Source organism: uncultured Pontibacter sp., from assembly GCF_947492645.1.
GTDB lineage: Bacteria > Bacteroidota > Bacteroidia > Cytophagales > Hymenobacteraceae > Pontibacter.
Genome location: NZ_CANLMZ010000008.1, coordinates 812,049 through 829,933, shown reverse-complemented (window position 1 = coordinate 829,933; position 17,885 = coordinate 812,049). Strand labels below are relative to the sequence as shown.

At 46.1% G+C, this 17,885-nt stretch carries 16 protein-coding genes; 8 read left to right on the top strand and 8 right to left on the bottom strand.

Translation table 11 applies throughout. The features are described 5' to 3' along the window. Positions 1 to 133: 133 nt before the first annotated feature. The 3 genes from Q1A23_RS14035 to Q1A23_RS14025 all read left to right on the top strand — a co-directional run bounded on the left by Q1A23_RS14035 (position 134) and on the right by Q1A23_RS14025 (position 3,278). On the top strand, positions 134 to 1,237 hold the full coding sequence (locus tag Q1A23_RS14035; RefSeq protein WP_299824349.1) for a histidine kinase: 1,104 nt from the start codon (positions 134 to 136) through the stop codon (positions 1,235 to 1,237). Between the two features lie 74 nt (positions 1,238 to 1,311). Further along, positions 1,312 to 2,067, top strand: coding sequence for a LytTR family DNA-binding domain-containing protein (locus Q1A23_RS14030; protein ID WP_299824347.1), 756 nt, complete (start codon positions 1,312 to 1,314; stop codon positions 2,065 to 2,067). Between the two features lie 152 nt (positions 2,068 to 2,219). Then, positions 2,220 to 3,278, top strand: coding sequence for a hypothetical protein (locus Q1A23_RS14025; RefSeq protein ID WP_299824396.1), 1,059 nt, complete (start codon positions 2,220 to 2,222; stop codon positions 3,276 to 3,278). Positions 3,279 to 3,371: 93 nt separating this feature from the next. Here Q1A23_RS14025 and Q1A23_RS14020 read toward each other — a convergent pair whose 3' ends face one another. Then, complete coding sequence (locus Q1A23_RS14020) at positions 3,372 to 3,743, bottom strand: cupin domain-containing protein (RefSeq protein WP_299824345.1); 372 nt, start codon at positions 3,741 to 3,743, stop codon at positions 3,372 to 3,374. A 103-nt stretch (positions 3,744 to 3,846) separates the two neighbouring features. On the opposite strand from Q1A23_RS14020, the gene Q1A23_RS14015 reads away from it, so the two are divergent. Together Q1A23_RS14015 and Q1A23_RS14010 are read left to right on the top strand one after the other, a co-directional pair. After that, entirely contained in the window at positions 3,847 to 4,197 is a 351-nt protein-coding gene (locus tag Q1A23_RS14015) for a hypothetical protein (RefSeq protein ID WP_299824343.1), read from the top strand. Between the two features lie 180 nt (positions 4,198 to 4,377). Then, positions 4,378 to 4,911 carry a ferritin gene (locus tag Q1A23_RS14010; RefSeq protein WP_299824342.1) on the top strand — a complete coding sequence of 178 codons (534 nt, stop codon included), beginning with the start codon at positions 4,378 to 4,380 and terminating at the stop codon, positions 4,909 to 4,911. Positions 4,912 to 4,968: 57 nt separating this feature from the next. On the opposite strand, the gene Q1A23_RS14005 is transcribed toward Q1A23_RS14010, so the two are convergent. The 5 genes from Q1A23_RS14005 to Q1A23_RS13985 form a co-directional block, all read right to left on the bottom strand. Continuing rightward, positions 4,969 to 5,262 (bottom strand): (2Fe-2S) ferredoxin domain-containing protein, encoded by a 294-nt coding sequence (locus tag Q1A23_RS14005; RefSeq protein ID WP_299824339.1) that lies wholly within the window; start codon positions 5,260 to 5,262, stop codon positions 4,969 to 4,971. Between the two features lie 203 nt (positions 5,263 to 5,465). Then, entirely contained in the window at positions 5,466 to 5,900 is a 435-nt protein-coding gene (locus Q1A23_RS14000; RefSeq protein ID WP_299824337.1) for an STAS/SEC14 domain-containing protein, read from the bottom strand. A 102-nt stretch (positions 5,901 to 6,002) separates the two neighbouring features. After that, positions 6,003 to 7,562: a M20/M25/M40 family metallo-hydrolase gene (locus tag Q1A23_RS13995; RefSeq protein ID WP_299824335.1), complete on the bottom strand. Its 1,560-nt coding sequence runs from the start codon at positions 7,560 to 7,562 to the stop codon at positions 6,003 to 6,005. A 114-nt stretch (positions 7,563 to 7,676) separates the two neighbouring features. Further along, entirely contained in the window at positions 7,677 to 8,471 is a 795-nt protein-coding gene (locus tag Q1A23_RS13990; protein ID WP_299824333.1) for a hypothetical protein, read from the bottom strand. Between the two features lie 380 nt (positions 8,472 to 8,851). Then, complete coding sequence (locus Q1A23_RS13985) at positions 8,852 to 9,637, bottom strand: hypothetical protein (RefSeq protein WP_299824332.1); 786 nt, start codon at positions 9,635 to 9,637, stop codon at positions 8,852 to 8,854. Between the two features lie 229 nt (positions 9,638 to 9,866). On the opposite strand from Q1A23_RS13985, the gene Q1A23_RS13980 reads away from it, so the two are divergent. Beyond that, positions 9,867 to 12,335 (top strand): prolyl oligopeptidase family serine peptidase, encoded by a 2,469-nt coding sequence (locus tag Q1A23_RS13980; RefSeq protein ID WP_299824330.1) that lies wholly within the window; start codon positions 9,867 to 9,869, stop codon positions 12,333 to 12,335. 369 nt (positions 12,336 to 12,704) lie between these two features. Here Q1A23_RS13980 and Q1A23_RS13975 read toward each other — a convergent pair whose 3' ends face one another. After that, positions 12,705 to 13,526, bottom strand: coding sequence for a zinc-dependent peptidase (locus tag Q1A23_RS13975; protein ID WP_299824328.1), 822 nt, complete (start codon positions 13,524 to 13,526; stop codon positions 12,705 to 12,707). Between the two features lie 97 nt (positions 13,527 to 13,623). Between Q1A23_RS13975 and Q1A23_RS13970 the strand changes: the two genes are divergently transcribed. Both Q1A23_RS13970 and Q1A23_RS13965 read left to right on the top strand, forming a co-directional pair. Next, positions 13,624 to 14,340: a TIGR04283 family arsenosugar biosynthesis glycosyltransferase gene (locus Q1A23_RS13970; RefSeq protein ID WP_363322063.1), complete on the top strand. Its 717-nt coding sequence runs from the start codon at positions 13,624 to 13,626 to the stop codon at positions 14,338 to 14,340. A 144-nt stretch (positions 14,341 to 14,484) separates the two neighbouring features. Beyond that, positions 14,485 to 16,557 carry a M13 family metallopeptidase gene (locus tag Q1A23_RS13965; RefSeq protein ID WP_299824326.1) on the top strand — a complete coding sequence of 691 codons (2,073 nt, stop codon included), beginning with the start codon at positions 14,485 to 14,487 and terminating at the stop codon, positions 16,555 to 16,557. Between the two features lie 182 nt (positions 16,558 to 16,739). On the opposite strand, the gene Q1A23_RS13960 is transcribed toward Q1A23_RS13965, so the two are convergent. Further along, positions 16,740 to 17,498, bottom strand: coding sequence for a peptidylprolyl isomerase (locus Q1A23_RS13960; protein ID WP_299824324.1), 759 nt, complete (start codon positions 17,496 to 17,498; stop codon positions 16,740 to 16,742). Positions 17,499 to 17,885: the final 387 nt, after the last annotated feature.

The following is a 17,885-nucleotide window of genomic DNA, read 5'->3' as shown; positions in this document are numbered from 1 at the left end:
GGTTTAAAAAATCATTTAGCTCCAGAAACTGTTAGTCCTGCAAATGCTGTTACCTGGCCTTTATACTTAGCAAACCGTCTAAAACAAGGTGCAGCCCACTAGCGCACAGCATTATAAAGTATAACTTTGTAAAATGGAGATAAAGTTGAGTACGGCAAGGGCTTTCGGGCCAACAACCTGGAGCATACCAGAAGTGCGCAGCGTTACACAGAACCGCCTGCTGCTGCATGCTGCGTTTTGGGCTGCATTTGTAGTGTTTTTTGGGTTGCTGTATGGCAGCTACATCGACGACTACTACAACGCTTTTATGATTGAGTTCGTGGAGTTGCCCTTTAAAATGCTGTTAGTATACTTTAACATGTATTACCTGATGCCGCGCTACCTGTTGGATAAACGCTACCTTGAGTTCTTCGTTTACCTGCTGCTGCTGATGGGGGCTATTGCAGCTATGATGCAGTTTGTGCTGATGCCTTTCCTGATACACCCGCTTTTTTGCCCTATCACCTGCTCCCAGGACGACCTGACATTTTACCGCTTCATAAAAAATGGGGTAAACATAAGCTATGTTGTAGCTATTACAGCTGTGATAGCATTGCTAAAGAACTGGTACCGCCACCAGCAATCAGCCCAAACACTAACCAAGGATAAACTGGAGGCAGAGCTTAAATTCCTGAAAGCCCAGATACACCCGCACTTCCTGTTTAACACCCTCAATAGTCTGTACTCGCTCACCTTAAAGAAATCCGATACCGCCCCGGAAGTTGTGCTTAAGCTTTCGAGCCTGATGGACTACATGCTGTATGATGCCAACGCTGCGAAAGTGCCGCTGGAGAAGGAGCTTGCTTATATAAAAAACTATGTGGCCCTGGAGAAAATGCGCTATGGCGAGCGCGTAGACGTTAAGCTAACAGAAACTGGAAGTATAGCCGGTAAACAGATAGCCCCCATGATGCTATTGCCCTTTGTAGAGAATGCCTTTAAACACGGCGTAAGCACCGAAACCGAGAATGCCTGGGTACGCATAGATGTTAAAGTAGCAGGGGAGAGGCTTGTACTGTTGGTAGAGAATTGCAAGTGCGGCGTGAAAGCCAGCAATAACACCCGCGATATGGCCTCCGGTATTGGTTTAAAAAACCTGCAACGCCGCCTGGAGTTACTATATGAGGGCAAGTTTAAGTTAGAGATAGAAGACGAGCCGGAGAACTATGCTGCCATGCTCGAAATAGAGCTCGACTAAGTATAAATACCTCGTATACAAGTATAACTAGGGGTAATATTTTTACTTCGTACTGTTAAGAAAAATAAGCAACCATGAAGATCAAATGCATGATAGTGGACGACGAACCGCTGGCGCTGGATGTGCTGGAAACGTTTATCGAACGCTTGGATAACCTGGAATTAGTGTGCCGCTGCAACAATGCCGTAGAGGCTTATACTTGCCTGCAAACCCACCAGGTAGACCTGCTGTTCCTGGATATCCAGATGCCCAAGTTAACAGGTATTGATTTTCTGAAATCGCTTGCTAATCCCCCGAGGGTAATCTTTACCACCGCCTACCGCGATTATGCCCTGGAAGGTTTTGAACTGAACGCCCTTGATTACCTGCTAAAGCCTATTGCTTTTGAGCGCTTTTTGAAAGCAGTAGCCAAGGTATCAACTGCCGAGGCTCCCAGAGTTGCCCCACCTGCTGCAGCAGCCCCACAGCCGGTTAGCACCCCCACAGCCGGCCCCGATTACAAAGAGGCGTTTATTTACCTGAAGGCAGATAAGAAAATGGTGAAGGTAATGCTCTCAGACATACTTTACATCGAGAGCCTTAAAGACTATATCCGCGTTAAAACGGAGAGTAAGGAGATTATATCCTACCAAAAGATTTCTTTCCTGGAAGAGAAGCTGCCGCCGGAAAAGTTTCTGCGCATACACCGCTCTTTTATTGTGGCTCTGGATAAAATACAGGCTTTCTCGGCTACCGCTGTAGATATAGGCAAAACCGAGATCCCTATAGGGCGTTTTTATAAAACAGAGGTGCTGCAGGTGCTAAACCAGAATAACCTGCTGGAGGCCTAACAGTATAATTGCTGCATTGTGAATCAACGCAAGTATAGATTTATACTTTGGAGTAACTAATTTGATTGGTCTAAGCATAACCATACTTGCCGGCTAAAAGTATACTTTCTGCCAGGCCGCCTTCATACTTTATCATTCAGCCTTTATAATTCCTGCAAGTGTACATCTCTAAAAAGAAGCTTTTTTACCCTATATCAAAAGGGTTGCGCAAATACCTGCACTACTACGACCGCGAAACACAACTGCCGGTAAAGTACGAGGACCTGCTGCATTACTCCGACTCGTTTCCGTATTACGACAAGCAGGGGCACGATACGCTGTGGGAGTCGGTGATGTATGAGCAGCAAACGCAGCAAGAGCTTAACAAGGGCCTTACCAGGATTTACGCCCTCCTTAAAACAGACGGCGATATGTCGGTGATGGAGCACCTGTATGTGTCCCGGATTGACTACTGCACCTTTGGCAACTCTAACCCTTTCAGGGTGCAGATTATGAACCAACTGAACGATAACTACGACTACTTTTATGTGAAGCGGGCCGATGCCTCGCGCATTTACGGATTAGAGCTGGAGCATATTCTATCGCCAAGCCGCTTTAACTACCTCGTTGACGGCGATTCTTTAATTGAGGAACACATTGCAGGCATCCCCGGCGATACGTTCATCAAAGATTACCTGAACCGGAAAAGCGCCAACAAAGTGCGTATTGCCAAGGAGTTTGTTAAATTTAACGAGCGTTGCTTTATACGTTTGCTAGGCGATATGCGCTCGTATAACTATGTGGTAGACGTAACCCCCGACTTTGAGGATGAGCAGTACCGGGTGCGCCCCATCGACTTTGACCAGCAATCGTATGAGGGAAAAAAAACGATGTACCTGCCGCAGTTCTTTAAAGACAATAATGCCATTGTGGACCTGGTGATGAAGCTGTTGAAACCAGATGTAGTGAAGCAGTACCAGAACGAAGAGCGCACGCTCATGTTCCGGCGGCTTAAATCAGCCCGCTACCGCCTGAAGGATTTGATAGACTGCATGCGCCAGGATACCATCTCTACTCCCGAAAAGATAGAACAGCTAAAGCGTGAACTGGCCCAGCACCACAAAGCCAAAGAGTTTCTGAAATGCAAATGTATGGGCGATATCGTTCGCTTAAACCTCAAAATCATACTTGTAAAAGTGCCGAAGCTTGTAGACGTAAAGTTTAAAGTATAGCCTTTTGTACCGGGCCAACCACTCTTAGCCAGGAGGGGATAAAGGGGTGGTGGTTGAACCCAGCACCATGAGCCAACTATAAATAATCAATAACTATAGTCTCTCCAGGTCAGCACGGGTGCGCTGGCTGTTCTCTAAGTTACCTGTATTTACTGTACTTGCAGGTTCAAACATCAGCACAGCTGCCTCTATGGGTGCTACTGGCTTGTGTTCTGTGCCACGAGGTATAACAAGGCACTCGCCAGGGTTTAGCAAGATAATTTTATCGCGCAGGTGCATCTCAAACTGCCCACTAATCACCAGAAAAAACTCATCTTCGTGCTCGTGGTGGTGCCACTCAAATTCGCCTTTAAACTTTGCCAGTTTAACTTGCTGCCCATTTAGCTCACCAGCAATGCGTGGGTTCCAGTAGTCGTTTATCAGGCCGAATTTATCAGCCAGGTTTACCTTTTCTATCGCGTGCATCAGCAAGATGATAAATATCAGTTAAATTTATTTGGACTGATTCTAAATAGTGTGTAGCTTTGCACATCTACTACAAGCAGCCAAAGCTAAGTTAAGAGAGAAAATGCAGACATCCATACAATTAACCGATATTTATACTTCAGAAGCAGGGGCAGTTTACCAATGCGATCGCCGCAACAGGCTGGTGGTGCATTTTGATGGAGAGCTTGCCGTATTAAAGGTAGAAGCGTTTCTGAGGTTGAAGAAAGCAGTTGATAGTATTGATTTGGAAGTGATGGCCGCGAGCACCGACAGAGCTACGGATTTTGAGATCATATCGGTTTGCGGATGCGATAAGATTTACGTGCTGGCCTTGCCGCAGCTCTGCGCATTTAAAGCACTTCTGGCAGAGGCTAAGTTCTCGCTTGATTTAAACAGCATGCTGCATGAGTGCCTTTACACGCAGATAGCTTAAGTATAGCCCCTTCAAATATTCTTGTTAGCACAGCCTGAGCGCTGTGCTTTTTTATTTAGACTACTTCCATATTTCTGTCTCAGTTGATCAGGATAAAACAATTTTATGTATTTTGGGTATGTATAAGGAGGCCTTTTTATAAGGGCTTACCCACATCTAACCTAAATTACCCTAACCCCTATGAAGGATTTACTCAGATTAAGAACTTCCCTTACCGAGGATATTGAAAGAGCCTTAAACGACCAGATTAAGATGGAGGCAGAGGCCTCGGCGATGTACCTGGCCATGAGCAGCTGGTGCGACCGAAACGGCTTTGACTTTAGCGCGGGGTATTTCAAAAACCAGTCGGATGAGGAACGTGAGCACATGCTGCGCTTGTTTAAGTTCGTGTCTGATATGGGAGGGCGTGCTGTGTCTCCGGATGTAACTAACGTGCAAGTAGAGTTCGAGTCGTTTAAAAGCGTGTTTGAGCAGGCGCTGCAGCAGGAGATTGCCGTAACGCAGTCGTTTAACCGTATGGCAGACAAATGCCAGAAAGCTAAAGACTATGTTACCTTCACGTTCCTGCAATGGTTCCTGAAAGAGCAGATCGAAGAGGAGTATGTAGCCCGCCGTGCGTTAGAGCTGTTTGAGGTAATAGGCGAAGACGGAACAGGCCAATACGAGATTGACAAGCGCGTACCGAAAATAAAGTATGAAGATACATACGAGTAATTTGTACAAATTATAAAAGAGAAAAGCCTTTGGTTATGCACCAAAGGCTTTTCTCTTTTATGGATGTTCGGGAGGCGGTGTTCGCTTTAAGATGTGTTCGTTAAAGGCGCGTATTGCGTCTTGTTCCGTTACATGGTGCATCCAGATGTTATCCGGCTGAAAGCACATAACCGGGGCAAAGTCGCAGCGGTCGGTGCAGTCTGTTTTAATAACCTCTACACTTGCTTTCAACCCAGCATCCTTTATCAAGTTGCGGAGTGCCTTGCCGTTGTCCTTGCCGCCTTTCTTTTTGCACTTGCTGCCTGTGCATACATAAATTACCTTATCTGGAGTTTTAAATGTCTTGCTCATGTACCTGAATACGTTGTAATGCTTCCGTAAAGCTAAAACAAGTTAAAATGTTTGTGCAGCCCAACTGTTTGAATTTAGCGCAAGTATCACGCAAAAAGATCAATGGGTTTAAATTGGTATACTTTTAATCCTGCGTTATTGGAGATGTACGCAGTAGAATAAGGTTATACTTAGATGCAGCTGTTTTTGTGGCTTGTGCAGGTTTATTTTACTTTAAGGGTGCACTTTTGGAGCCAATCTTCAGCTGCTGTTATATCATTGAAAATCCTCATGTCAAATTTGTTGTGCACTTTGTTTAACATTTTTGCTGCGGATGCAGCCGCAAATGCTTCAGCATCTACTACAAGAGCATAAAACTGAAGACCGGCCTTTTCTGCCCGGGGTATCCATTCGGTTTCTATCCAGCCAACCACCTGGTCCCAGGGGCCTACCAGTTCTCTGTTGTCGTTCAGGCCTAAGGGGGTGTGGTAAGTTTCCAGGGCATCCAACACAGCAAGTGAACCCTGCTTTACATTATCGGGGGTTACATACCCAATCCAGTTATTATATACCCAGTTGTGCTGCTCATTATAGTAAATAGTGAGGTACGGTTTTCCGGTTGAGGTGATTAATTCCCGAAAAGTTGTTAGATGCTGCATTAACTTGAGTACATGTATTAGGTTGATTACCTGAAAATTAATTAATAAATAGCTATAAAACAAACCCCCGGACTTATAGTAGCCCGGGGGTAAAGTATAATGCTAAGAAGCCTGTCTTGGCTTTGGCAGCGGCTTGCGCGGTACTAACTTGTCGCGCATGGCGGTATGGTACACAATAGAGGCTACAATGGTAGCAGCCTGCTTCAGGTCGTCGGCCTGAAGACGCTCATAAGTATCCTGGTTGGTGTGGTGCGTGCGGGTATCGTAGTCTATCTCATCCTGTATAAACTGGAAACCTGGTAAGCCTACAGCATCAAAGGCCAAATGGTCTGTGCCGCCTGTATTGCGAATAGTTACAGTTGTAGCGCCTAAATCGTGGAAAGGGGCCAGCCATGCCTCCATTAACGGCCTAACAGCATCGTTGCCCTGCAAGTATACCCCACGGATTTTGCCGGTGCCGTTATCCAGGTTATAGTATGCTGATAACTTTTCGTGCTCTTTAGTAAGTTTCATGGTAGCCGGATCTCCGAAGTGCTGCTTTACATAGCCTCTTGAGCCGTGCAGGCCCTGCTCTTCGCCGCCCCACAGCGCAATGCGGATAGTGCGCTTTGGCTGAATGCCCATTGCCTGCAAAATACGAACAGCTTCCATCATTACGGCTACTCCGGCAGCGTTATCAGTTGCGCCCGTAGAGGCATGCCAAGAGTCGATGTGGCCACCCAGCATTACTACTTCATCTTTTAACTTTTTGTCTGTGCCTGGTATTTCAGCAACTACATTGTAGCCTTTCAGGTCGTTTGTGTGGAACTTTGTTTTTGTTTCAACTTCCAGCTCTACAGGCTGTTTTGCCTCAAGCAGGCGCACGAGTCTGCCGTAGTCTTCTAAACCCATTTCCAGTTCTGGCAGGGCAGTGGCAGCATCTTTGGCATAAGGAGCACCATTGCTGGTAAAGTGTGTACCGTGCACACCGCCCCTGGAGCTAAGTATAACAGCAGCGCCCTCTGTTTTAAAGAACTCTGTGGCCTTGCTACGCAGCGCCATACGTGCTCTGTACTGCGCAATTCGCTCAGGTGTCCAGGTGCTGTTGGTGTTGCCGGTTGCTTCAGGGCTCATGGCCAGTTCTTTCAGCTCATCAAGAGAATAACGTTTCGCATCGGCCTCAAAGCTAGTTTTGGCTTCGTTATCCAGCTTTGTAAGTATAATTTTGCCTGTTAGCTGTCCTTTATACTTCTGCAGGTCTTCTTCCTTCTCAATCTCAACTAATACTGCCTTTCCTTTTACAGGTCCATTGGTGCCGGGTGTCCAAGCTTTTGGTGTGGCAATCAGGTGCTGGTAGTATGGGGCCGTCATGGCGATGTAGGATTTCTCAATCTCCCAGCCTTTGCCAAACTCACCCCAGGCTTCGAGTTGGGCATTTTTAAGGCCCCACTCCGTTAATTTATTTTTAGCCCATTGGTTGGCTCTGTCCAATCCCGGTGATCCGGAAAGGCGCGGCCCCGATACATCCGTCAGGTAAAAAGCGGTTTCCATTACCTGAGAGTTCTTCAGGCCTTCCTGCTTGATGCGGTGCACCACATCAAGGTTTACAGGTTCCTGCTGGGCCTGCGCTACAAAAGCAAATTGCAACGCTACAGCAGCTAAGAGTAGAGGTTTTTTAAGCATAGTTTAGTTTTAGAAGTTTATATTTTGCAAGTTAAGAATATAGTGCAGCTTTGAAAATTCAGGTTTAGCTGCGTCAGTATCAGGATCTATGGATCGTAGCTTAAACACACTTTGTTAAAGCTTGCCGGCATTTGTTATTTTGAGTTGCCCGTCTAGTTTTGGCTCGTGATTGATTGAAACCGGAAGCCCACGTATAACTGTGGATTCTATATAGGAGTCGCCATCTCTTCCTGCTTTGCCGTCTTTTCCGGCTTTATAATAAATGTCTATTGTATGGGCTTTTCGTTTTTGGTTTGATCGGGATGATTGGTTGAAATTCACAATAAAGTTACTGGTGCTGTAGATCAGCTTGAGGTTGCCGCCACTTCCAGCTGTTCCTCCCGGAGTTCCTTTTTCACCATTAGTGCCGCTGCTTACTGGTACGGTATAAGATACTTGCTCAAAGCCGCCCTTGCCATTTGCTTTTGTATAAGAAGATGTTTTTGAGTACGCCTTAGCACCATGTTTTCCAACATAGCCATCTCCCCCGGCCCCGCCGCGTGTATCAATTGTAAGACTACCAAGCTCCATAAAATGTACGTCGATTTCAAGGTTGGCCCCATCTTCGCCAGCTGCACCACTCAGGTTCAGGCTACCATGTACTCCATCCGCCCCCTTGGATGTTATAAGGCAACCTTCGCCTACATAGGCTACCCTAGCGCCGAGTTTTGCTTCTTTAGAAGAATTAAAACGAATTGCTGAATTATCGTGGAGTACAAGGGTGTCTACAATTAAGATATTGCCTGGTGCTACAGTAAATTCCTCGCCTGGTTTTAGCTCTAGTTTAGAAAAAGATTGTTTCTGGGCAAATGCTTGTAAGTGCAACAGTACAGCAAATAGAGCTAATAACAGCTTTTTAGAGTTCGTCATGATAGGAAGGGTGTAAGTGCGATATCCTAATATACTAAAATTCTGTTAAACCCTGAGTTATAACTTCAGTTTATACTTCACACTTATCTAATCTAAAGGCGATGCAAACCTAACCAAAACGCAAGTGGCCAGAAAGCCTCCATTTTATAAGCTTGTTCTTAATCTATTTGTTGGCTATGCAGTACGGTCTTGGCTATGCTGCATGGTTTCGGCTAAAAGGCGATTTTGTTTACCTGAGGGTTTTTAAGAGCCTTGCAACTTGCTTCTTTGCCTGCGCCAAAGAAGCAAGTTGCAAGGCTGTAGCAGCAGCTATGCGAAAAAACTTTAAGTACAGCTTAGATCTTGGTTTTTATGATATGAGTTAGAATGGTGTAGTTGATTTAACGGTTGTCCATATTCAATAGCTGGATGTGTCCATCGTTGCCGTAACTGATGTTTTCTTCCTGCACTACTCCGTTTCTGGCACGAAGCCCGCCTTTGCCAGGGATTCCATTTTTGCCCCTCTGGCCTGCCCGGTGCTTTATGACAATGCTGTGCTGGCTCCACTTTTCATGATTGAAGATAGGTATAAAGCCATTTGTGCTGTACATCAGTAACAACTTTCCACCATCACCTGGGTTACCGCCCATTGTCGCATCCGTACCGTCACTACCCGGCGTGCCTGGTAGAGTTATAGTTTTAGTCTGCGTTTTACCACTTGCGTCTGTATAAGTTATTGTTTTAAATCTGTCTTCAGTTCCTCTGCTTCCATCTATACCATTGGCTCCCGGGCCTCCGTCCCCACCGCTTATATCTATGGTTAGCCGCCCTAACTGCACGAACTTAATGATCAAACTCAGATTGCCTCCTTTATCACCATTTTCACCGGTATAAAGATTTGTGCCACTCCGTCCATTAATCCCTTTAGCCGATATCACACAATTTTCGCCTATGATGGCTACGCTGGCTTCAAGCATGCCATACTTTGATGGGTCAAACAGTACAGTTGCTTTGTCATGCATGATCAGCGTGTCTACCTTCAGCACATTTGTCGAATCAACCACATAAACTTCTTTTTTCTTTATCTCTAGTTTGCCTCTTGTGGTCTGGGCGGCTGCCGGAAATGCGAAGTATAAAGCAGCAGCAAAGGTGGCCACTACAATACTGGTGTGTAAAGCTGTTCTCATCTTTTGATAGTTAAGGTTAGATAATGATCCCCACCAGGAAATCAATTGTTACTGCACAAGTACAAAGCAATAATTATACCTAAAGTATAATAGTATCACTATATATAAGTTTAAGTACAAGCAGTTGTTTTGCATAATTTTTATGGCAAAAAAGTGGGCAGTAGTTTAAACTCTTCATCCTATATTTAGTCTACAGTTCAACTTTTCTTATCTAACCTATTCACTTTATATGAACCTAACCAAAACCAGAACGGCCAGAAAGGTAGCCTCATCGCTGCTGTGCCTGCTGCTGTTGGGCGGTGCTGCACCTGTTGCTATGGCACAGGGTGGCCAGGATACCAACATCGGCTACCAACGGCCCCCACAGGCCATGGCCGACATCATTGATGCACCCTCTACGCCATCTGTGAGCCTAAGTGCCAAAGGCGACTGGATGCTGTTGCTGGAAAGCGCAGGCTACCCAAGCATTGAGGAAGTGTCGGCACCGGAAAGCCGCATTGCAGGCCTTCGCATTAACCCGGCCACTAATGGCCAAAGCCGCGGCAACTACTACAATGGCTTAAAACTAAAGCAGGTAAATGGTGGCCAGGAGTCTGACATTAAAGGCTTGCCTGCCAGTGCGCAGATTTCCTACGTTACCTGGTCTCCGGATGAGAAGCATGTTGCCTTTACCAATACTGTTGCAAATGGTATAGAACTTTGGATTGCAGACCTTAGCACGAAGCAGGCGAAGAAGCTGACGAACGCGGTGGTAAACGATGCTTACAGCGGCCGCCCTTTCGAGTGGACATCAGACAGCAAAAACCTTTTGGTTAAGTTTATTGACGAGAAGCGTGGCGAGATGCCAAAGTATAGCTACGTTCCTGCCGGGCCAAACGTGCAGCAGAACATCGGCAAAGCCAGGCCATCACGCACCTACCAGGACTTGCTGAAGAACCGCTACGACGAAGACCTGTTTGACTACTACATGGCCACGCAGCTTAAGTTTGTAACACTAGACGGGCAGCAGCAGCCAGTTGGCAAAGCAGGCGTTATCAAAAGCGTAGATATGTCGCCGGATGGTCAGTTTATACTTGTATCTACTATTCAGCGCCCATACTCTTACCTGGTGCCGCATTATTACTTCCCGTACCAAGTAGAAGTATGGAGCCGCGATGGCAAAGTGGTGAAGGAATTGGCTAAATTGCCATTGGCAGAAGACATTCCGATTGCATTTGATGCCGTAGCCAAAGGCCCGCGCAGCTACAACTGGCGCCCTGACAAACCGGCCAGCCTGTATTGGGCAGAGGCTCAAGATGGCGGCGACGCTAACAAGGAAGTTGCCGTTAGAGATAAAGTTTATACTTTGGATGCGCCATTTACAGCTAAGCCAACGCAACTGGCCGCTACAAAGTATCGCTACAGAGGCGTACAATGGGGCCAGAACAACTTGGCAATTGTGAACGAGCGTTGGTGGAAAACCAGAACAGAGCGCAGCAGCCTGATAGATCCGAGCAAACCGTCTAAAGCCGCTGTAGTGTTAATCGAAAGGTCTTATGAAGACGGTTACAACGACCCAGGCTCGCCGGTTTACACGAAGAACCAGTACGGCCGCAACGTGCTTTTAACCGACAAAAAAGGCCAGCACATTTATATGATCTCTGAGGGTGGATCGCCGGAGGGCAACAGGCCATTTGTAAGTGAGTTTAACCTGAAGAACAAGAAGGCCAACATACTTTGGAGGTCTGAAGCGCCATACTATGAGCGTCCGGTAGATATCATTGACCTGAACAGCAAAAAGATCATCACCAGAAGAGAATCTGAGAACGACCCACCAAACTACTTTGTGCGCGACCTTAGCAAAAAGCAACTGACGCAGGTAACAAAGTTCCCTCACCCAACACCGCAACTGGAAGGTGTGCAGAAAGAAATGCTGCAGTACGAGCGTAACGATGGCGTGAAACTTACAGCTATTTTATACTTGCCAAAAGACTATAAAAAAGGCGATAAGCCGCTTCCGATGCTGATGTGGGCTTACCCGCGTGAGTTTAAGAATGCTGATGCCGCCGGTCAGGTAAAAAGCTCACCTTACGAGTTTACCCGCATCAGCTCTGGTTCTCCGTTGTTCTGGGTAACGCAAGGCTATGCCGTTTTGGATAGAACTGATATGCCGATTGTAGGCGAAGGCGATGCGCAGCCAAACGATACGTACGTAGAGCAGTTGGTGGCAAGCGCAAAAGCTGCCATTGACAAGGTGGTAAGCATGGGTGTTGTTGATCCGAAGCGTGTTGCCGTGGGTGGCCACTCTTACGGTGCTTTCATGACGGCTAACTTACTGGCGCACTCTGATCTGTTTGCGGCCGGAATTGCGCGTAGCGGTGCTTATAACCGTACTTTAACGCCGTTTGGTTTCCAGCAGGAAGAGCGCTCTTACTGGGAGGCACCAGAAGTATACTTCCAGATGTCTCCGTTCTCTTACGCCCATAAGGTTAAAACGCCAATCCTGTTAATACACGGTGAGGCTGATAATAACTCCGGTACTTTCCCGATTCAGAGCGAGCGTTATTACAATGCGCTGAAAGGGCATGGCGTTACCACCAGGTTAGTCTTCCTGCCAGCTGAGTCGCATGGCTACAGAGGCAAAGAGTCTATCATGCACATGTTGTGGGAGATGGACCAATGGTTGAATACTTATGTGAAAAACCGCCCTGTGCAGTAAAATATCATACTGCATACTTTGCAAAAGTCCCCGGCTATACTTTAGCCGGGGACTTTTGTTTATGGGCATATCCTATTTCAAGCGGCACGCTTCTTTTAAAGACTGGCTGATAATTCTTGCAATTCTGTACCAAATACACCTGCCCCTCAGAGCCTATACTTCCTGGTTTAAAGCGGGGAAGCTTTGTGTGCTGCTTATGCCGCCGCCAAGGTAGTTTATGTATTCATTTTTGCCATCCTATTAAGGATCTTGATAGGGGGAGGTTAAACAGCAGCTACAGCGCTTATACTTTTGCAGGAGTAAGGCCAGAATTATACTGTCTGGATAAGGAGGGATGGTTTGAGATGGTTAATTAGGTAAAGCTCAAAGCTACAACTGATAAACCCTACGCGCCGGGTCCTGCTGCAGCAGCTGGCTCATAGCATCGTACAACAGCGGGTTAGAAAGCCTGAACTCATGTGACCGCTCAAAAAAAGACTCAACACAAACGGCGAAAAACTCGTGCTCATCGTGGCAGGCTTGCTGTCTTATAAAACCGCTTTGTGTATATCTTTGCTGCTGCATCTCGCTTTTAGAGAGATTGTTCCATACTTGCAGGTGCTCCCTGTCCAGAAAATCATACTCGTTATTCCGGATCACGTTTTCGAGGTGTAGGGCATGTGCCATTTCGTGCAAACCCAGGTTAAAACCATCTGTGGCATTGCTGTAGCCGTTTTCAAAATCTGCCCACGATAATACAATGTAACCGCGCATGTTTACTTCGCCGCAATGGTAGCGCTTAAAGATAGTAGAATAGTACCTGTCGGGGTAAACAAGCAATGTTTTGAAATGGGAAAAGTATACCGGCCGAAGCCCAAAGGTTAATTGTACAGCGCTGGCTGCGATGCGTACCTTCATGGGGGTAGTAACAGTAAAGCCGCTGCCGCGTGCCACAAAGCTTTTCTGAAGTATAAAATTTGCCACGCGCTTCTCAAACTGCTTTTGCTGTACCAGCGATAGCGTGGCATAGTATGGCAGCTGCTGGCGCCGCAGCTCAAGTATAAATGGCCTTAGCCGCATTTGTTTTATCCCGTATTGGGCAAGCTCTATGCAGGCATAAACTACAGCCACCAAAAGTAAGGCCTGTAAAGGTGTAACCTCTGCCAAAGCCATAGACTTGCCGGCATAGCGAATGCACAGCGGGGGCAGCATAAAAAAAGTTAGTAAGTAAGTAGCGCTCAAACGACAATGTATTATACTTTCGAAAGATAAAACTTTTTGAAAACAAGACGTATGCTAAGCAAGGTTTATACTTTTACACAGCGCTTTTAAAAATAAAGGTGAAAGTAAGTATTATCATACCACCCTGCAGGAAGAAAAAAACATTGCAGCGCTGTTGGAATTCCTGAAGCAGCATACAAACCCGGAAACGGAGATTATTGTGGCAGACGGGGGCAGCACCGATGCAACCAGGAGCATAGCAGAACGTGCAGGAGCAAAGGTTATACTTTGCAGCGGAAGAGGGCGAGCGCCTCAGCTTAACCAGGGAGCTGCCATTGCCGAAGGCGCAGTTTTATACTTTCTGCATGCTGATACTTATCCACCACAAAACTTTGAAGCTAGTATAAAGCAAGCCGTGCGGCAAGGCTACAGTAGCGGGTGTTTCAGGTTAAAGTTCAATACATCGCATTGGTTTCTGAACCTGAATGCCTGGTTTACGCGGTTTGATGTAGATGCCCTTCGGTTCGGTGACCAGAGCCTTTTCGTGACGAGCGAGGTATTTAAGCAAATTGGGGGCTTTAGAGAGCAAATGCTGTTGCTGGAGGACCAGGAAATAGTTAAGCGGCTGCGCAAAGTAACAACGTTTAAAGTGCTCGGGCAGTACGTTACCACCTCTTGCAGAAAGTATAAACAAGTGGGAGTGTACAAACTGCAGGCAGGTTATTTCTTGATTTATGCGTTGTACAGGCTTGGTTTTGCGCAACAGCGGCTGGTGCGGGTGTATACTTGGCTGCTGCATGTATAAAGGCTTGAACCGTGCAACCTGGTGTGGCTGTAACAAGCTATTCAGGTACTAAGTATAAGTTTCTGGCTGCTGTTAGGCTTCATTGCTTTTGCAGCGTTCTCTGGTTTGCTCATTTATACATCTAACTATACATAAAACAGCACCATGAAAAGTATACATCTGTTTTCCTACCAAGCGCTTGTGGCAGGCATGCTGCTGGCAGGCTGTAGCTCTCCAGCTGCAACTGAAGATGCCACCGCACAAACTGTAGAAACGACAATGGGCCGTGGCATTGACCTGGCTAACCTGGATACTACTGTAAACCCCTGCGAGGATTTTTATGAGTATGCCAACGGCGGCTGGGTGAAAAACAATCCGATTCCTGCGTCGGAAAGTGCCTGGGGGTCTTTTAATGAGCTGGCCGAAAAAAACAATGTTGTATTGCGTGAGCTCTTGCAGGAGGCAGCTTCCAATACAACTGCTGCTAAAGGGTCTGCTGCACAAATGATCGGCGATTTTTATGCAGCGGGCATGGATTCTGTAGCCATTGATAAGGCAGGCATTAACCCTATAAAGCCAGAACTTGAGAGAATAGCAGCAGTTAAAACTGCAGATGATCTTTTTAAAGCCATTGCTGATCTTAAAACAAAAGGTGTTAGCGGGTATTTTACCACTTATGTTACTCAGGATGATAAAATCAGTACGCAATATGCTTTAAACGCCATGCAAGGCGGCCTTAGTTTACCGGATCGTGATTATTATCTTAAATCCGATGAACGCTCTACAGCAATAAGAACTGCTTACGCTACACATTTGCAAAACATGTTTAAGCTAGTCGGTGATGATGCCGCAACTGCTAAGAAAAAAGCAGAAACGGTTATGAACATCGAAAACAGGTTGGCTAAGGCATCGCGAGCCCGCGTGGATCTCCGCGACCCATATGCGAACTACAATAAAATGACGGTGCAGGAATTCTCGAGCAAGAATCCAAACCTGAAGATAAGCCAGTTACTGGCAGGCATGGGCGCTCAAACTGCTAAAGAAGTTATTGTAGGGCAACCGGATTTCTTTAAGGAGCTGAACACAATGCTAAAAAGCACACCGCTGGAAGACTGGAAAACCTACACCCAATGGCATTTAGTTAAAACGATGGCTCCTTACCTTAGCCAGCCGTTTGTGCAGGAAAACTTTAATTTTTATGGTAAAACATTAAGTGGTGCTAAAGAAATGCAGCCACGCTGGAAGCGGGTGTTAAGAGCTACGGATGATGCCATGGGGGAGGCTCTGGGCCAGTTGTATGTACAGAAAACATTCTCGCCGGAGGCCAAAAAGAAAGCACTTGAGATGGTGAACAATTTACAGGAGGCCTTTAGAGAACACGTGCGCACCCTGGATTGGATGAGCGAAGAAACAAAGCAGCGGGCACAACAAAAGCTTGGCGCTTTTGCTGTTAAAATTGGTTATCCTGATAAATGGAAAGAGTATAAGGGATTGGAAGTGGATCGTAGTTCTTATGCAGCCAACGTGATGCGGGCCAATCAATTTGCATTTCAGGAGAACGTGGGCAAAATAGGAAAACCCGTAGACCGCAACGAGTGGTTTATGTCGCCGCCAACGGTAAATGCTTATTACAACCCAAGTATGAACGAGATTGTGTTTCCGGCTGGTATCCTGCAACCGCCTTTCTTCGATCCGAACGCCGACGATGCAGTAAACTATGGGGGTATGGGTGCTGTAATTGGACACGAACTTACCCACGGCTTCGACGACCAGGGCGCAAAGTATGATTTCGAGGGCAACCTGAAAGACTGGTGGAGCAAAGAAGACCTTGAGAAGTTCAACGCTCGCGCAGATGCAGTTGCAGGCCAATACAGCGCTTATACTGTGTTAGACAACATGCATGTAAATGGCAAACTAACGCTAGGCGAGAACATAGCCGACATAGGAGGATTAAACATTGCCTACACAGCCCTGCAAAAGGCATTAGAAAAGAACAACCCTGGCAAGATTGCAGGTTTTACACCGGAGCAGCGCTTCTTCCTGGCCTGGGCACAGATCTGGCGTATCAATGCCCGCGACGAGTACCTTAACCGCCAGATTTTAACTGACCCGCACTCGCCAGGTCGCTTCCGGACAAATGGCCCTGTAGCTAACATGCCGCAGTTTTACGAGGCCTTTGGTTGTGAAAAAGGAGATAAAATGTTTAAAGCGGAAGCAGAACGTGCCAAGATATGGTAATGTAAAACTTTGTAAGTATAAAAAAGGGCCGCTAAACTTTAGCGGCCCTTTTTTATACTTTAAATGCACTTGCTTTCAGCTTTAGAAGTATAAAGTATAAGCCACCTGGCCTAGTATAAGCTGGTTTTAATTTTGGCAGCAACAATAAGGTGCCGGAACGTGCTTTTACTGCCCAATGGGTGTTACTTATTCGTTACTTTAATGGTATGTTTTACTACCTGCCTTGGCCAGTTTTGGGCATCTACAGGTTCCTCTGCAATTTTTTCAACTACATCCATTCCTTCTATCACTTCTCCGAAAACAGTATATTCAGTATCTAATCCGGGTTCTCCGCCTATGGTGTTGTAAATTTCAACCTGCTCGGGTGTGTACTTGGCATTATGCTGTTGCTCGTAGGCTGCCAGCTCATCGGCGTTGCGTTTCTCTCCCAGCACAATGTAAAAGTTATGCGACGATGACTCTTTGTCGGGGTTGCGCTCATCACCGTAGCGTGCCATGGCCAGCGCGCCTTTTTTATGGATGTATTTGGTGTTGAATTCCTGCGGTAGCCTGTACTGCCCGAATTTCATGGTACGGTTATCCGAATCGCCGCCTTGTATGGCAAAGCCTTTTACCACCCGGTAAAACTCACCCTGATCGTAGAATCCGCTTTTGGCTAGTCGTACAAAATTGGCCCTGTGCAGCGGGGTGTCCTTATAAAGCCTGACCTTGATTTCGCCATGGCGTGTGCCAATTACAGCAATGCTGTCCTGGTGTTTTTTTCCGTAAGCTGTTAAGGCCTCTACAACAGTTTCTGAAGTAAGCTGCTCCAGGGCTGGTTCTGCTTCAGCCGCTGCAGCATCTCCGGTAGTATCGGTTTGGTTGCAGGCTGCAAAAAACATGATGCTGCCAGCCGCCATAAATGCATAGCCAAGTTTTCTTAAAGGTGCGCTTTTTCTCATGTTACACGTGGGTTTATGTTTTACTAAGCTACAAAATCAATGGGATATATACTATAAAATGGCTAAGGCAGGTATAGGTGATTAGTATGTTTAAGTTGTATTTTACTAATATATTAAAATATCTTGTATCTTAAATATCTGTTGTTCCCGTATAGCTTTATACTTGTGTAACAGCAGGTGTATACTTACTTCTTCCTGCCTGGTGTATAAACTATAAAGCAAAGGCATAAAAGCTTGCGCTTTTATGCGTGTTATGTTATAACAGGAGATGTTAGCCATATATTATTTTTGATTTTTTAGTATATATGGTTTTGATATATAAATTGTAATCAATATATTAGAACCTGCGTCGGAGTATTTTTATTTCTATTTTCTTATAACTAACAC

Excerpts from the sequence above, each read along its gene's own strand:
- Q1A23_RS14035 (WP_299824349.1), top strand. The coding sequence starts at position 134 with ATGGAGATAAAGTTGAGTACGGCAAGGGCTTTCGGGCCAACAACCTGG.
- Q1A23_RS14030 (WP_299824347.1), top strand. The coding sequence starts at position 1,312 with ATGAAGATCAAATGCATGATAGTGGACGACGAACCGCTGGCGCTGGAT.
- Q1A23_RS14020 (WP_299824345.1), bottom strand. The coding sequence starts at position 3,743 with ATGCACGCGATAGAAAAGGTAAACCTGGCTGATAAATTCGGCCTGATA.
- Q1A23_RS14015 (WP_299824343.1), top strand. The coding sequence starts at position 3,847 with ATGCAGACATCCATACAATTAACCGATATTTATACTTCAGAAGCAGGG.
- Q1A23_RS14010 (WP_299824342.1), top strand. The coding sequence starts at position 4,378 with ATGAAGGATTTACTCAGATTAAGAACTTCCCTTACCGAGGATATTGAA.
- Q1A23_RS14005 (WP_299824339.1), bottom strand. The coding sequence starts at position 5,262 with ATGAGCAAGACATTTAAAACTCCAGATAAGGTAATTTATGTATGCACA.
- Q1A23_RS14000 (WP_299824337.1), bottom strand. The coding sequence starts at position 5,900 with ATGCAGCATCTAACAACTTTTCGGGAATTAATCACCTCAACCGGAAAA.
- Q1A23_RS13995 (WP_299824335.1), bottom strand. The coding sequence starts at position 7,562 with ATGCTTAAAAAACCTCTACTCTTAGCTGCTGTAGCGTTGCAATTTGCT.
- Q1A23_RS13990 (WP_299824333.1), bottom strand. The coding sequence starts at position 8,471 with ATGACGAACTCTAAAAAGCTGTTATTAGCTCTATTTGCTGTACTGTTG.
- Q1A23_RS13985 (WP_299824332.1), bottom strand. The coding sequence starts at position 9,637 with ATGAGAACAGCTTTACACACCAGTATTGTAGTGGCCACCTTTGCTGCT.
- Q1A23_RS13980 (WP_299824330.1), top strand. The coding sequence starts at position 9,867 with ATGAACCTAACCAAAACCAGAACGGCCAGAAAGGTAGCCTCATCGCTG.
- Q1A23_RS13975 (WP_299824328.1), bottom strand. The coding sequence starts at position 13,526 with ATGCTGCCCCCGCTGTGCATTCGCTATGCCGGCAAGTCTATGGCTTTG.
- Q1A23_RS13965 (WP_299824326.1), top strand. The coding sequence starts at position 14,485 with ATGAAAAGTATACATCTGTTTTCCTACCAAGCGCTTGTGGCAGGCATG.
- Q1A23_RS13960 (WP_299824324.1), bottom strand. The coding sequence starts at position 17,498 with ATGAGAAAAAGCGCACCTTTAAGAAAACTTGGCTATGCATTTATGGCG.